Annotated in this window: 12 protein-coding genes and 4 pseudogenes; 5 read left to right on the top strand and 11 right to left on the bottom strand. The window is 67.4% G+C overall.

Features of this window, described 5'->3' with window-relative positions; genetic code table 11:
* Positions 1–38 precede the first annotated feature (38 nt).
* Together ACZ5IK_RS11645 and ACZ5IK_RS11640 are read right to left on the bottom strand one after the other, a co-directional pair.
* A complete protein-coding gene (locus ACZ5IK_RS11645) occupies positions 39–353 on the bottom strand; it encodes a DMT family transporter (protein WP_465487667.1) in 315 nt (104 codons plus the stop codon).
* Entirely contained in the window at positions 353–1,009 is a 657-nt protein-coding gene (locus tag ACZ5IK_RS11640) for an FMN-dependent NADH-azoreductase (protein ID WP_465487666.1), read from the bottom strand. The genes ACZ5IK_RS11645 and ACZ5IK_RS11640 overlap by 1 nt, the downstream gene beginning before the upstream one ends.
* A gap of 92 nt (positions 1,010–1,101) precedes the next feature.
* On the opposite strand from ACZ5IK_RS11640, the gene ACZ5IK_RS11635 reads away from it, so the two are divergent.
* Positions 1,102–1,689: a TetR/AcrR family transcriptional regulator gene (locus tag ACZ5IK_RS11635; protein WP_465487665.1), complete on the top strand. Its 588-nt coding sequence runs from the start codon at positions 1,102–1,104 to the stop codon at positions 1,687–1,689.
* On the opposite strand, the gene ACZ5IK_RS11630 is transcribed toward ACZ5IK_RS11635, so the two are convergent.
* Positions 1,690–2,085: an SRPBCC domain-containing protein gene (locus ACZ5IK_RS11630; protein WP_465487664.1), complete on the bottom strand. Its 396-nt coding sequence runs from the start codon at positions 2,083–2,085 to the stop codon at positions 1,690–1,692.
* Positions 2,086–2,140: 55 nt separating this feature from the next.
* On the opposite strand from ACZ5IK_RS11630, the gene ACZ5IK_RS11625 reads away from it, so the two are divergent.
* The 3 genes from ACZ5IK_RS11625 to ACZ5IK_RS11615 are packed head-to-tail and all read left to right on the top strand — an operon-like array spanning position 2,141 to position 4,195.
* Entirely contained in the window at positions 2,141–2,740 is a 600-nt protein-coding gene (locus ACZ5IK_RS11625; RefSeq protein ID WP_465487663.1) for a CGNR zinc finger domain-containing protein, read from the top strand.
* A gap of 18 nt (positions 2,741–2,758) precedes the next feature.
* Complete coding sequence (locus ACZ5IK_RS11620; protein WP_465487662.1) at positions 2,759–3,799, top strand: DUF2293 domain-containing protein; 1,041 nt, start codon at positions 2,759–2,761, stop codon at positions 3,797–3,799.
* Between the two features lie 39 nt (positions 3,800–3,838).
* Positions 3,839–4,195 carry a DoxX family protein gene (locus tag ACZ5IK_RS11615; protein WP_101606405.1) on the top strand — a complete coding sequence of 119 codons (357 nt, stop codon included), beginning with the start codon at positions 3,839–3,841 and terminating at the stop codon, positions 4,193–4,195.
* Here the strand turns inward: ACZ5IK_RS11615 and ACZ5IK_RS11610 are convergent.
* The 6 genes and pseudogenes from ACZ5IK_RS11610 to ACZ5IK_RS11585 form a co-directional block, all read right to left on the bottom strand.
* A complete protein-coding gene (locus ACZ5IK_RS11610; protein ID WP_465487661.1) occupies positions 4,183–4,713 on the bottom strand; it encodes a hypothetical protein in 531 nt (176 codons plus the stop codon). The two genes, ACZ5IK_RS11615 and ACZ5IK_RS11610, sit on opposite strands and share 13 nt — an antisense overlap.
* A gap of 80 nt (positions 4,714–4,793) precedes the next feature.
* Positions 4,794–5,951: pseudogene (locus ACZ5IK_RS11605) on the bottom strand (TSCPD domain-containing protein); the annotation flags it as partial.
* Positions 5,952–5,954: 3 nt separating this feature from the next.
* Positions 5,955–6,392 (bottom strand): annotated as a pseudogene (locus tag ACZ5IK_RS11600) (LAGLIDADG family homing endonuclease); the annotation flags it as partial.
* A 729-nt stretch (positions 6,393–7,121) separates the two neighbouring features.
* Positions 7,122–11,039 (bottom strand): annotated as a pseudogene (locus tag ACZ5IK_RS11595) (LAGLIDADG family homing endonuclease); the annotation flags it as partial.
* Positions 11,040–11,072: 33 nt separating this feature from the next.
* Positions 11,073–11,561, bottom strand: coding sequence for a transcriptional regulator NrdR (gene nrdR, locus ACZ5IK_RS11590; RefSeq protein ID WP_414937321.1), 489 nt, complete (start codon positions 11,559–11,561; stop codon positions 11,073–11,075).
* Between the two features lie 299 nt (positions 11,562–11,860).
* On the bottom strand, positions 11,861–12,355 hold the full coding sequence (locus tag ACZ5IK_RS11585; RefSeq protein ID WP_465487660.1) for a LysM peptidoglycan-binding domain-containing protein: 495 nt from the start codon (positions 12,353–12,355) through the stop codon (positions 11,861–11,863).
* Positions 12,356–12,677: 322 nt separating this feature from the next.
* Between ACZ5IK_RS11585 and lexA the strand changes: the two genes are divergently transcribed.
* Complete coding sequence (lexA, locus tag ACZ5IK_RS11580; protein ID WP_101606403.1) at positions 12,678–13,394, top strand: transcriptional repressor LexA; 717 nt, start codon at positions 12,678–12,680, stop codon at positions 13,392–13,394.
* 117 nt (positions 13,395–13,511) lie between these two features.
* Here lexA and ACZ5IK_RS11575 read toward each other — a convergent pair whose 3' ends face one another.
* Positions 13,512–14,525, bottom strand: a complete 1,014-nt coding sequence (locus tag ACZ5IK_RS11575; RefSeq protein ID WP_465487659.1) for a hypothetical protein — start codon at positions 14,523–14,525, stop codon at positions 13,512–13,514.
* A 190-nt stretch (positions 14,526–14,715) separates the two neighbouring features.
* A pseudogene (locus ACZ5IK_RS11570) lies at positions 14,716–14,981 on the bottom strand (IS481 family transposase); the annotation flags it as partial.

Genomic DNA, 14,981 nt, shown 5'->3' with positions numbered 1-14,981 from the left:
CACTTTTCGTCCTGAAAGCCCCTTTCCTGACACCCGGCTCACGCCGTCACGCGCGCCAGCACGACACCGCCCACGATCAGCGCCATCGCCGCGAACCGCCCGAAACTGAGCGGGTCCTTGTGGATCACGATGCCGAAGACGATCGCGCCCACCGCGCCGATCCCGGTGAAGACGGCGTACGCGGTCCCCACCGGCAACGAGTCCATCGCCTTCGAAAGCAGGTAGACGGCCGAAACGCCGAGCACGAAACACAGCACCGTCGGCCAGAGCCGAGTGAAGTTCTCCGTGGGCTTGATGCTCTGCGACCAGGCGACCTCGACGACTCCAGCCAGCAGCAGGACCCCCCAGCCCATCAGGCGGCCGTTCCGGCCGAGGCGAGCGCTTCCGCAGCCCGCAGCGCCGCTTCCCGTGACGCGGCCCGGTCGGGATCGCGCGGTCCGAGTCGCGGGTCGACGAGCGCGTTCGTGAGCTCGGCGCGCAGGAACGTGACGTCGTGGACGTCGTAGTGCCCGGCGAAGAAGTCCCGCAGGTAGCGCTCGTGATGGTCGACCGGCTCCCGGGGCGTTCCCGGCAGGTAGGTGCCGCCACGGGCACCCGCGACCACGAAAGCCTTGCCCGCCAAGGACATCTTCGGGAACGTCACCTGGTCGATCCACAGCTTGAGCGTCGCGGGGATCGAGAAGTTGTACATCGGCGCCCCGATCAGCACGACGTCGGCGGCGAGCAGTTCGGCCAGCAGCGGCTCGATCACCGCCCAGGCCTCGCGCTGCTCCGGCGTCTTCACCACCGAGGCGTAACCCTCCGGATCGGTGATGCCCGCCATCAAGAGGGCGTCGCAGATCTCGGTCCAGGCCTGGCCGATCGGCGGGACCGGCCCGGCGGCGAGGTCACGGTAGGTGTAGCCCGCGCCGGGGTGGGCGGCCCGCCAGACCTCAGCGAAGCGAGCGCTCAGCTCGCGCGAGAACGACGCGGTGCGGGCACTGGAGTCGAGGTGGAGAAGGTGGCTCATCGGGCCTCCCTGACCAGGAAGTGGACACGGCGTCCACTTGCTTCGCCCGGTACAAGTGGACGTCACGTCCGGATATTCCCTAGGCTGCGGACATGCCGACAGAAGATCTCCTCGCGAACGGCCCGGGCCGGGAACGCTCGGACGCCGCCCGTAACCGCGCGAAGATCCTGAAGGCCGCCGAAGAGCTCTTCGCCGCACGTCCGGCCGCGGACGTCACCATGGAGGACATCGCCCAAGCCGCCGGGGTCGGCCGCGCCACGCTGTACCGCCGCTACCCGGACCGCTCCGCGATCGCCGTCGCCCTGCTGGACGAACACGAACGGGAACTGCAGGAACGGCTGCTCACCGGCCCTCCCCCACTGGGCCCCGGCGCGTCACCCGCCGAGCGGCTGGCCGCGTTCTACGCGGCGATGACCGGGCTGCTCACCCGGCACGCGCATCTCGTGCTCGGCACCGAGGTCGGGCATTCACGGTTCACCACCGGCCCGTACCGGCTGTGGCGGACCCACGTCCGCTTCCTCGCCGAGCAGGCGGGTGCCAAGGATCCGGACGCGCTCGCCGACATCCTGCTGGCACCACTCGCCCCGGAGGTGTTCCTCTACCAGACCGGCGAACTCGGCCTGAGCCCCGAACGGATCACCGGCGCCCTGAGCGAGCAGGCGCGGCGAGCACTGTCCTGATCAGCCGAGGCCGTCGACGACCGCCTTCATCACGGCCTGCCAGTGCTCACGTTGCGCGGCACGCTCTTCCGGCCCGGCGAGCCGCTCCTGATGGAAGACCACGACAGTCTTGTCCGGCCCGGCGTTCCGGAGCGCCACCTGGACCGTGCTCTCGTGGTCCCAGCCCTTCGGCCACCAGGTGAGACGGATCTTCTCGCGCTCGCGGTAGCCGCGGACCTCACCGACAGTGCCCTCGGCCGTCTCGTACGGCGCGCCCTTCACCGGGTCGAGCCGCACGTCGCCCAGCCAAGCCGTCAGACCCGGTCCCGAGAGGTACTCCCAAACGTGGTCCAGCGGATACGGCACCGTCTTGGACACGCCGATCTCCCAGCCCGCGTCCTTGGTCTTCCCGATCATGGTGCCTCCGCCGTAACCGTCTTACCTGGTTTCTGAAACCGACTATAGTGGTTACATGACTCCGGGAACAAGACTGCTCGTCAACGCCCAGGGCGAGCGGTACCGGTTCGATCCGGGCAGCCTCAGCCTCGAACTCATGCTGACCGGCGGCCCCGGCCCGTACAAGCGCTACGAGATCGCGCACACGCCGTCCGGCCTCGCCGAGTGGTTCACCGGCTCCCGGCTGGCGCTGACCGCGCCCTTGACCGACATCCAGATCCGGCCGTCCGAACTCGCCGCGCTCAAGGAACTCCGGGACGCGCTCTACCGCGTCGCACCCGCCCTCGCCCACGGCGAAGCACCGTCGGACGCCGACCTCACCCTGTTGAACGACGCGACCGGGGCGACCCCGCGGCCGGTGATCGACCCGGAAACGCGGCGGCTCGCCTGGGCGCCGCCCGTCACCGGGAAACAGCTGCTCGGCGCCGTCGCCCGCGACGCCATCGGCCTCGTCGCGGGCGACCGATCCGGCCGCGTACGCGAATGTTCCGCAGACGACTGCCACCTGCTCTTCTTCGACACCTCTCGCTCGGGCAACCGTCGCTGGTGCTCGATGGAGCGCTGCGGCAACCGCGCCAAGATCCGGGCCTACCGGGCGCGCACCGAAACCGCGTGATCGCTAGGATTTCCGGCGATGCAGGGTGAGGCGAAACTGGAGCAGCGCGTCGTCGAGACGGCGGAGAAGCTGCTGTCCACACGGAAATCGGTGACCGCGCTCGACGTCCTGACCGGGATCGGATGGCTACCGGACAACGTCCTCAAGGCCTGGCAACAGGGCAGGACTCCCGATCTGGCCACGGCACTGCCGGTGAGCACGGAGAAGCTGGGCTTCGCTCTCGGCGCGCTTCAGCGATGGGCGACGGCGAAAGACCTCGAAAGTTCGGCGATCGAGCACGTCGGGGCGACTCGCGACCGGGCCCCTCTCAAGGCGGCCTCGGGCGAACTCGAGCCCTTGTTCCGGACACAATGGATCATGCCGGGACTGTCGGCGGCCAAGCGGGCGCAAGTCGAAGCCCGGCAACGGAAAGCGCCTGATCTCATGGTCTCCGTTGCGTTGAAGGACTGGACGTGCGCCGACTGTGGTGGCACCGGCGACCTGCAGTTCTTGGAGAACGAAAAACCGCACTGCCTCGACTGCGCCGACCTCGGCCACCTGGTGTTCCTGCCCGCGGGCGACACCGCCCTGACCCGCCGGGCGAAGAAGGCGAGCCGGCTTTCCGCGGTGGTCACCCGCTTCAACCGGTCACGGAAACGCCATGATCGGCAAGGGATCCTGGTCGAGGACTCTGCGTTGCGCGAAGCCGAGGAGCAGTGCTTTGCCGACGAGGACGTCCGTGAGCGGCGCCGTGGACGCGATCGTGAACGGCGCGACCGGGAAGACGTCGAGTTCACCGCCCGGTTCTTCGCCGCGATCACCGAGATGTTCCCCGGCTGTCCGCCGGAGCGAGCACGCGCCATCGCCGAACACGCCGGCCTGCGCGGCAGCGGCCGGGTCGGCCGGTCGGCCGCCGGACGGGAACTGGCCGAGCGAGCGGTGTTCCTCGCCGTCGTCGCCTCGATCCGGCACCTGGACACCGACTACGACGACCTCCTCATGGCCGGGGTGGAACGGCAGGCTGCCCGGGACCGCATCCACTCGACCATCGAAGCCGTGCTCGACCGCTGGCGATCCTGACCGCTGTCACCTTTCGGGCGCGCGACTCGTCCAAGGGGCATGTACTCCGCTTACCTGACCCTGGCCATCGTGACGATCGTGATCAACGCCGGAATCGCCGCCGCCGACTTCGCGCGGGTCCCGTTCGTCCTCAAGAACTCCGCCGAAGTCGACGTTCCCCCGTCCTGGATCCCACCGCTGGCCTCACTGAAGGCCGCGGGCGCGGCCGGACTGCTGCTCGGCCTGCTCGGGGTGCCGTACCTCGGGACCGCGGCGGCGGCCGGGCTGGTGCTGTTCTACGTCGGCGCCGTCATCACCCATGTGCGCGCCCGCGTGCTGTACAACATCGCCTTCCCCGCCGGTTTCCTCGCGCTGGCGGTGGCGACCTTCGTCCTCGATCTCGCTCAAGCCAGGTAAGGACCGAAGTGCTCGGCAACGACGTACGCGACTGCTTCGGCGTCGCACGAGCCGTCGATCTCCAGCACCCGGATGCCGAGAGCCTTCGCGGCGCGGACCGCGTCCTCGGCCACCAGACGATCTCGCGCGATCCGGTTGCGCTGCGCCCGTTCGGGATCGCTGACGTGGTGCGCGATCGCGGCGGCTCGGGGCAGCGCGCGCAGATCGTCCAGCGCCCACCCGAACCGCACCGGGAATCCGGCGAGAGTGTCGGCCGCCATCCGTTCGGGAGTGGTGTCGACCCAGACGCCGTCCGGGTCGGGATCCGCGGCGGGCAACCCGTGCCGGACGCGGTGGGCCACGCGGCGATCCTGGTGGGCGCGGGCGTCGTGGAAGTCGTAGTGGTAGACGGTGATGCCGTGGCGGCGCGCCAGCAGCCGGGAGACGGTGGACTTTCCCGCCCACTGGCCGCCGCAGATCCACAGCGCCTGCCCAAAGGTGCCGAAGGGATCCACGACCGGACTGTTCTTCTTCGTCACTTACTCGCCTCCGATGTCATGAAAGGGGCTTTCAGGACACTATTCGTCCTGAAAGCCCCTTTCATGACACTCGCGGGAGGTCAGCTGCAGCCGGAGGTCGCTCCGCACCCTTCACAGGCGTAGCAAGAACCGGCGGGCCGCATCTTGGTGCCGCAGGTCATGCAGAGCGGCGCGTCGGAAGCGGTGCCGAGGTTCAGTTCCACCAGTTCCGCCGTCGAATGCGCGACCCGCTTGGCGGGGTCCGCCGACGACGAGTCCACAGTGGACCGAAGGGCGTCGATGTCGACGTTCTCCGGTTCGGCGGCGGGAGTGGCGCCGTAGGTCGCCTCGACCTGCGCGGAGCGCTCGTCGGCGGTGAAGATGCCGAGTTGCGTGCGCTTCTCGTACGGCAGATAGTCCAGCGCCAGCCTGCGGAACAGGTAATCCATGACACTGGTGGCGATCCGGATGTCCGGGTCGTCGGTCATACCGGCGGGCTCGAAGCGCAGGTTGGAGAACTTCGAAACGTAGAACTCCAGCGGGATCCCGTGCTGCAGGCCGACGGAGATCGACATCGAGAACGCGTCCATCACGCCCGACAGGGTCGAGCCCTGCTTGCCGAGCTTCACGAAGATCTCGCCGAGCCCGTCGTCCGGGTAGGAGCCGGCGTGCAGGTAGCCCTCGGCGCCGCCGACGGTGAACGACACCGTCTGGCTCGGACGCTTCTTCGGCAGGCGCTTGCGGACCGGCCGGTACTCGACGACCTTCTCGGCCTCGGGCTCCGCCTTCTCCTTCTTGCCTGTCGACAGCGGCTGGCCGACCTTGCAGTTGTCGCGGTAGATCGCGAGCGCCTTGAGGCCGTACTTCCAGCCCTGGAAGTAGATCTCCTCGACCTCTTCGACGGTCGCCGACTCCGGCATGTTGACCGTCTTGGAGATCGCGCCGGACAGGAACGGCTGCACCGCGGCCATCATCCGGACGTGGCCCATCGGCGCGATGGACCGCTCCCCCACCGCGCAGTCGAACACCTCGTAGTGCTCGGGACGCAGGCCGGGGGCGTCGACGACGTGCCCGTGTTCGGCGATGTACTCGACGATCGCTTCGACCTGTTCGGCCTGGTAGCCGAGTGCGGTCAGCGCGCGCGGGATGGTCTGGTTGACGATCTGCATCGAACCGCCGCCGACCAGCTTCTTGAACTTGACCAGCGAGAAGTCCGGCTCGATGCCGGTCGTGTCGCAGTCCATCATGAAGCCGATGGTGTTGTGGCTGACGAAGCCGTTGGCGACGTAGGTGACGTTGTCCGGCACTGACAGGTCGTAAGTGGGCTGGACGCCACCGTCCTCATTGGACTCAACGGGTTCGAAGAGGTACTCGAGCGCCCGGCCGGGCCGAGGCCGCGGAAGGTGCACTCGATCGCCCTTGGCCGATCCGTTCGGCTCCAGGCATACCAACGACCGCGCCTTGCGTTCGCTGATGAAACCGACGATCTCGTCGAAGATCATCGCGTGGTCGACGTTGCGCAGCCGGATCTGCAGAAACGACCCGCCGAACCCGCTGGTCGTCCGGCGGGTCGTGGTCACCATGCCCAGGGCCAGCAGCAGGCTCCGCAGGTCTTCGCCGAAAAGCTCCGAGGAAGTGGAGACGCTCGGAACTCCTTCGAGCACGGTCCCGTCCGCCTCGAAGACCCCGCGCAGGAACGCGGCGTACACCTCGGGATCGTTGGTCTCCCGGATGCTCGCGGGGACCCGCGGAGTCCATCCTTTGCCGGCGTGGTCGGGACCGGGGAGGTCCTTCGCGAATCCCGCCGCCTGCCACCAGCGGGCCAGCCGGACGGACTGGAGGGTGACCTCCTGGTAGCCCTGACACTGCCGGACCGCGGGTTCCAGACCGAAGAGATCCTTACTGAGAATTCGCAAGCGGTCGACGACATCCAGATCGGTGTCGGCCACGCAGAGCCGAACGCCCTTCGCGTGCAGGCTGCCGTCGCCTTCGAAGTACCCCACCAGTTCCGCGAGATCGGCGGTGACCTCGTCCGGCACCCGGATATCACGGTCACCCGCGTAGTACGCCTGGTCGAGCACCGGCAGCGGAACCCGGCGGGGATCGCCGACCAGACCGCCCAGTTGCAGGGGTACCAGGTCGCCGGACCGGATGTCGGCGAGTCGTTTCCAGACCCAGGATCCGGTCTCCGGCTCCACTACCTTGACCCGGTGGGCGAGCGTGCCCTGGATCCGATATCCGCCCTTGGTCTCGATCCGGCGAGTGGGCTCCTCGCCATTGACGAAGAATTTCGTGGCCTGGCGCGGGCCTTCGTCGGTCGCGACGGTGAACTCGACGTCCTGCCAGTGATCCCCGTACAGATCACCGAGTTCGGAGAGCCGGGCCAGTCCGCGGTCGGTGGTGACCAGGGTGTCCGCGGTCAGGCATCCGGTGGGCGCCAGCACACTCGCCTGCGCGTTGCGCCATCCGCTGATCTCGCCCAGTTCGATGCCGCGCTTCCATTCCTGGGTCGCGAGCGCGCGGACCGCGGCGTCGTTGGCGTGGTAGGTCCGCACCAGTTCGCTGGCCGCGGCGTGTTTGCGCATGACCCGCTGGTGCGCTTCGGCGTTGCGCGCGTAGCCCTCGTACGGCCCAACGACCGCGGCGAGTTCGGCGGAACGCCGGTACGAGACGCCGGTCATCAAGGACGTGATCGCGGCGGCGAGCGCGCGGCCGCCGTCGGAGTCGTAGGCGTGCCCGAGCGCCATCAGCAGCGCGCCGAGGTTCGCGTACCCGATGCCCAGCTGCCGGAACTTGCGCGTGGTGTCGCCGATCGCCTCGGTCGGGAAGTCGGCGAAGCAGATCGAGATGTCCATCGCGGTGATGACCAGCTCGACGGCCTTCGCGAACTGCTGCGCGTCGAAACCACCGTCGGCGGTGGCGAACTTGAGCAGGTTCAGCGAGGCGAGGTTGCAGCTGGAGTTGTCCAGGTGCATGTATTCGGAGCAGTTGGCGACCACAGTCCCGCCGACGATGTACGAATGATTGCGGGGCTCGGTCAGATTGAACGTAGTCTCGAAACCTCGAGAAACCCGGGAAACCAGCCGAACCGTCTCATCGACGGAGTAATGGCCGTGGCCGGCCGTGACATCAGCCAGTTTGACGGACTTCTCGCTGTGTTCGAATCCGATCAGCTCGGCGAATCCGGCCATATGCCTGCCCGTGATCCGGAGGTCGAAGCTCTCGCCGTCGCTACCGTAGACGCGTTCGTCGCCGTTCTTGGTGACATACCGGAACGACGCCGCCTTCGTACCCGTGCGATAGATACGCCCCCGGATACCGAGGCTGGCCAGCAGCTCCTGGACACCGATCAAGAGTTCCTCTGAACGACTGGCAAGGCCGACGTATCGGGTGCCGTTCTGCTCCTGGTTCACCACACAACCGTCAGCGTCGAAAAGGCCGCGCAGGAACGCGCACACGATGTCCTCAGGAGCGACGTAGATCGACTCCGGGACCACTTTGGCAGGAGAACGCCCTGTCGAAACCCCGAGCGCCTTGAGCATCAGGCCGAAACGACCCCGCCTAGCCCTGAGTTGCACCGTGCCATTGGACTGTCGGCTGGGCTTGCTTTCGAAGCCGGTGATCGAAGCCAGCAGGGCACGATGCCTCGACATGAGGACATCTCGCTCCCATTCACTCCCATAGACCGTCGTCGCGCCCACATCTGTCAGACAACCGTCTCCGACCAACCAGCCTAGATAATGAGCCAGCCCAGTGTCCCACTTCTCCGGTACCGCACGAAGAGCCTTGCCGCGCGCTTGATGCGCCACCTGCACCGCGAGCGGCGGCAATGCTGCGGAAGCGTACGGACTCGGAGCGTATTCGATCGATCGTACGACCCGGTCTTCCGCGGTGAGCCGGTCGGCGTGCACCCAGCCCTGGTTCGCGGTCCATACCCGATGGTTGGGTGTGCACCGCAATCGTGAGCCGTCGCTGAAACGAAGTTCGAAGATCTCATTGGTGCCGGTGACCATGTACCTCGTCGGTTCTGTCGCCACGATCCTGGCCACCGGGTCGTCAGCATGGGTCACGTCGTTGGTGTAGACGGCGAACCGTTCACCAGCGGCTGCCTGGCACACGAGGTCGCCGATCCGCACCAGACCAGCGTCGGTGACCACCCGCTGGTCACCGGGGAAACACGGGTTGGACGCGGTGATCCGGCCCGATTCGGGGCAGGTGTGCCAGTCGTTGATCGTGCCGTCGTACTGCAGGCCCGGATCCGCGCACTCCCAGGCTGCCTGCGAGATGGTGCGGAACAGCTTCTTGGCGTCGACCCGGTCGATGACCTCGCCGGTCATCCGGGCCCGCAGGCCGAAGTCGCCCTGGGTCTCGACGGCCTGCATGAACTCGTCGGAGACGCGGACCGAGTTGTTCGCGTTCTGGTACTGGACGGACGTGATGTCCGAGCCGGAGAGGTCCATGTCGAACCCGGCGTCGCGGAGGACCTTGATCTTCTCCTCTTCGCGCGCCTTGGTCTGCACGAACTCCTCGACGTCGGGGTGGTCGACGTCGAGGACGACCATCTTCGCCGCGCGCCGGGTGGCGCCACCGGACTTGATCGTGCCCGCGGATGCGTCGGCGCCGCGCATGAAGGAGACCGGGCCGGACGCGGTGCCACCGGAGGACAGCAGCTCACGCGAAGAACGGATACGCGAAAGGTTCAGGCCGGCCCCGGAGCCTCCCTTGAAGATCAAGCCTTCCTCGCGGTACCAGTTGAGGATCGACTCCATGGTGTCGTCAACCGAAAGGATGAAACAGTTGTGGACCCGGAGGTTTCCGGACAGGTACTCCCCGGACTCCGTCTGGATGTCGAAGACCGGCATCTCGCCACGGCTTTCGATACCGGCGATCTGCAGCCGTTTGGTCTCCAGAGCAGGCCGCCCCGGCTTCTCGAACGACGCCTCGAGCGTCGCCGCCTTGATCGGGTCGAGGAAACCGATGGCGTCGGCGAAGATCCGGCGGTCGCCCGCGTTCTGGATGCGGATTCCCCACAAGTCGTGCCGGTTGTCCCGCTTCTCGGCTTTGCGGCCGACCCTTGCGAAGATTCCGAACCTGGACAGAAGGTGCTGGATTCCGCGGATGAGCTCTTCGCTGATCATGTCGAGCCCGACCAGCGTCGACCACTCGCGTTCGGATACGTAGCCTTCGGCCTGGAAGATGCTGCGGAGGTAGGCGGCGACCACGGGCAGCGGCGCGGTGTTCAGATCCTCGGGGACCGTCATGTCACGACCGCGAGCACGCAGACCCCACTCGCTTACGAAGGTCTCCAGCTTGGTCCCGTAAAGACGGGTGCGACGGCAGTCCAGCGTCGGGTCCTGCGTCTCGACCTTCCGCTCGTGCCGATGGACATCGGGAAAGAGCCTGTCGAGAGCGCGCTGCACCCACGCGAGTTCGGCGTCGGTGACCGTCATGGCCCCGATCGTCAGCGAGCGGTTGGTCCCCTTGCACTGGCCGACGAAACCATCCGATTGCAGCCAGCCCGCGAGCGCGGCTTCGGCCACGTCCCGCTCGTTGATCTCGGTCTCGCCGAAGGCATCTCGCCGATGCCATTCGAGGGTGTCCCCGGCACGGAGTTCACCGGCGGGCACGAAGGAGCCACCGCTCCCCGTCGAGCGCCAGACGAGATGATCGGCGGTCACGTCGAGACGGTGACCGGACTTCGTCGTGAGGCGCAGGACTTCCTTGATCCCGTTCGCTTTCGTGGCGACGACCTTGGTCAGGCCGTGCGCGTCGTAGACCTTCGCGCCCACCGCGTCCAGCTCGACGATACGTCCGATGGGTACCGCGCCCCCGGGAGTGTTGACCAGCGCGTCATAGGGCTGGCAGGCGGACACCTGCTGCTTCGACGTCGTGCCCACGTTGAACCACACCGGCGAGTTGAAGCTGAACACCTGGTGCAGCAGCATCCAGGTCAGCTCGTGCTCGAAGACCTCGGCGTCGGCGGGGCTCGCGAAGTAGCCGTGTTCGCGCCCCGCGCCGACGTAGGAGTGGACGACGCGATCGATCAGCTGCTTGAGGCTCTGCTCGCGCCGGGCCGAGCCGACGGCGCCGCGGAAGTACTTGCTGGTGACGATGTTCGTCGCGTTGACCGACCAGAAGTCGGGGAACTCGACACCGCGTTGCTCGAAGTTGACCGTGCCGTCGCGCCAGTTCGTCATCACGACGTCCCGAGACTCCCAGGTGACCTGGTCGTACGGGTGGACGCCCTCGGCGGTGAAGACACGCCGCACGGTGAGCCCACCGGCCTGCTTCTTCTTTCCACTCGTCCGCGCTGTGGCCGGGCTGCCTGATCCCACGGTCTCGGTCATGGGTCTTCCCTCACTCCCACGCGGGAGGCGGCATCAGCCGTCTTTCGCGTCTTGATCGCTCTCGTCCGGTGCGGAAGCCATGGCCTCACGAAGGTCCGAGATCTCCTTCTCGAAGTCCTCGACCGAGGAGAAGGAGCGGTAGACACTGGCGAACCGGAGATAGGCGACGCCGTCGAGTTCGCGCAGGGGGCCCAGGATCGCCAGGCCGACCTCGTGACTCGGGATCTCCGCCAGCCCCGCCGATCGGATCGACTCCTCGACCCGCTGGGCGAGCTGCTGCAGCGCGTCGTCGTCGACCGGCCTGCCTTGACAGGCGCGGCGCACCCCCCGGACCACCTTGTCCCGGCTGAACTGCTCGGTGACCCCGGAACGCTTGACGACGGCGAGCACCATCGTCTCCGAAGTGGTGAAGCGCCGGCCGCAAGCGGCGCACGAGCGCCTCCGCCGGATCGCTTGACCCTCATCCACCTCTCGGGAGTCGACGACCCGAGAGTCCGCATGCCGGCAGAACGGGCACCTCATCCGCCGATCACCTTCCCCTCCGCGCCGGCCGGCCCCGAGTGGACGCCCGCCCCGTCGCCACGCAACGACGGAAAGATCGACATGTGGATCGATCTGTGGACATCCGGTGGGTGAACACCGGCCAGCTGTGGACAACTGGTACCGAGTCTACCCCAAGCTATGGACCAACTACAGCCATGTAACTACTACATATAGCGGTGGAGACTAGATCGCAGGTCGGACGCACGCAAGCGCAACGCCAGGGTCGATCAGACACGAACGGGGAGGTCACCCACGGCGGGTGAGAGCGGTCCCCCGGGTCACTTCCCTCCCCTCTCGACCTCGGCCGCGACCGGGACCGTGAGCGGCAGTCCGGGCACGAGAACGGCGTCTTCCAGGGAGTTGAGCTCCTTGATCTTGGCGATGACCGCGCCGGTGTCACTGCCTGGCGCGAATCGCGCCGCGAGATCCGACAGGGTCTCCCCCGCGGAAACGGACACCGTGGTGGTCCGTTCGGGTACCGCGGCGCCGGGAACACCGGCCAAGAACAGACCCAATCCGGTGACGAGTCCGGCGATCGACAAGGCCATCGCGACGAGCGACGGCCACCGGAGCGGGAGCCTCCGGGGCGCCGGGCACGCCGGGGAGGCGGTCGCGACACCGGGACGGCGGCCCGCCACGACCCGTGCCCTGGTCGGCGGGCGTAAGGGTTCGGCACGCTTGCCCCGCACCACCCGCACCGGCCGGGTCACCCCTGCCGGAACGGGCCCGGGGGAACTGGGTCGCACCAGTCCTCGGTCGGCCAGAATCGACATCGGAACCTCCTCGCAGTCCTGCTTCACTCAGGTCCAGCGCCGGGCGGACCCGGCGATCAAGGTCGAACAGGCGTTCTATCGAACGCCCGTGCGAATGTGTACCACCTTCCACCGACAAAAATCGAGCGACACGGCGTGTCCATCGAACAGATGTTTGAAATCGTCGTCCCGTCGGGCTAACGTCGTTGACCAGGGCGTCTGCTATGCGGACGCCGCCGGTGCCGTGGGCGGCAAGATCGTCCGCCACCGGCGAAGACACGCGAAGTCGGTCCGGGAAACCGGACGTACTGGGAGGCGGCGCAGGAGATGAAGGAGCACGACGGTGGCTAAGGAGAGCAAGGCGAAGAACGCGCCTAGGGGCTCGGGTAAGGTGCGCGCCTTGCCCGAGGTCTACGAGGTGGACGAGACCCTGACCGTGCGGCAGCAGCAGGTGCTCGACGTGATCAAGATGTGGGTGAGCCGGTTCGGTTACCCGCCGAGTGTGCGTGAGATCGGCGAGGCGGTCGGGCTGACCTCCACCTCATCGGTGTCGCACCAGTTGCAGGCCCTGCAGCGCAAGGGATATCTGCGACGCGACCCGAACCGCCCGCGCGCGGTCGGGGTGCTCGCCACGACGGACGACAACCCGATGGGCATCGACGTCGAGCAGCCGCAGTCGGCCGCGAAGGCCGCGTATGTGCCTCTCGTCGGCCGGATCGCCGCCGGTGGGCCGGTGCTGGCCGAGCAGGCGATCGAAGACGTCTTCCCGCTGCCGAGGGAAATCGTCGGTGAGGGTGAGCTCTTCCTGCTCAGCGTCACCGGTGACTCGATGATCGACGCCGCCATCACCGATGGCGACTGGGTCGTCGTGCGCCAGCAGCCCACGGCTGACCCGGGCGAGATCGTGGCGGCGATGATCGACGGCGAGGCCACGGTCAAGACCTTCAAGCGCAAGGACGGCCACATCTGGCTGATGCCGCACAACGAGGCGTACGACCCCATCCCGGGTGACAACGCCACGATCCTCGGCAAGGTCGTCGCCGTTCTCCGCAGGCTTTAGTCCGGAGCCTTTCAGGCCAGAGCCGTTCAGTCCAAAGCCGGAGCACGCCGGGATCCCGGGGTCGAACGAGACCACGGGTCAGACCCGGCAAGCTTCGGCAGGGCACGTCCTCCCCGGTCAGGCGCGCCGCTTGCGGAGTCTGCCGACCAGGAGGAGGCCGCCGATCACCACGATCGCGGCGATACCGACCTGCATGTACGGGAAACCGGAATCCTGGCCTTGCCCGGCGGCCGCGGACGTTCCGCCCGAGGTGCTCCCCTCGGATTTGGCCGCGTCCACGGCCAGTGCCGCCGCGCCCTTCACCGCGCGGATCTGCTCTCCGACGCCCTCCCCGCCGGACAGCAGGGTCCCGTCCGGGTCGAAGGCGAGCGCCTCCCCCTGTTTCTCGTTCGGCAGGGGCACGCGCACGGGTTCGCGCTGCAACGCGCTCTTCAGGTCTCCGTCGGTGACGGCGTAGAGATAGGCGTCGGTGTAGGTGCGCAACGCGACCACCGACCCGTCGGCCATCGACGCCGCCCCGGTCACCGTCATCGAACCGATCGACCCGCCGGGCCCGCCCGGCGTCGAGGTTTCCTTGATCTGCAGCGAACCCACGTTCTCCAACGGGGTCGGCCCGGGACTGGCGAGCGGCCCTGTCGGCCGGTACACCTTCGAGTTGCCGAAGAAATCCTTGGTGATCAGGTACGGCGTGCCCGAGCGATCCATGATCAGCGCTTCGACATCGTGTTGGCCGTCGGGATAGGTGAGCCGGTGCAGCGTCGCCTTGCCCTGCGGGGTCAGCGAGATCAGCGCGACCGTGTCCCGCCGCTTGCGATTGTCGCCGGTGTCGGAAAGCCAGAAGGTGCCGTCCGCGGTGCGGGCGAGGTCTTCGGGATCGTAAGGATCCGTCGCGGCCGAGATGACCTTCTGGACCTTGCAGTCGCGGCCGAGCACGAAGACCTGCGTCTTGGTGCCGCCGTCGTTGAGGGCGTACAGGTGATCGCCGTCCGAAACGAGGCCGGACAGCTCACTGAGCCGGGAGTCGCTGTTCTTGCACACCGGCTGCGGGGCCGGGACCTCCTGCGCCGCGGCGGGAGCGACCCCGCCGATGAACGCCGCCAGCACGACCGTCGCCGCGACAATCCCCCGCACATCCACCTCCGTACCGTGGAACCCCTGAAGCCCCACACTACGGAGACGTCCGGGACGGCGCGCAGTTCGGTGCGAACGCCGAGATGGGGCGGAATGTCGCGTAGGCCACGTTCAGCGAAGAACGACTCGTGAGTGGTAAGGACGGTTAGAACCGTCTGTCCTGTTTCAGGACTTCGTGAACAGATGTGTTTCAGGACTTCGTGAACGGTTTCTGGTTGGTGAGACGTTGGTAGCGTACTGAGCGGTCGAGTGTGAGCTGGTGGGTGACCGTGTCGCCGATCATGATGGTGACGCGGTCGCCTTGCCAGAACACGGTCGCGGTGTGGCCTGCCCAGCGTCGGCCGAGGATGATGGAGCAGCCGGAGAAGGCGATGACGCCGGTGGCAGATATCGGTCGCTGGGTGGTGCCGCTGGGGGCGTGGCGGTTGGTGGATGGCGCGGTTTTGGGGCTGGCGT

The organism is Amycolatopsis sp. NPDC031561 (assembly GCF_055580625.1).
This window is presented reverse-complemented; position numbering and strand designations above follow the sequence as displayed.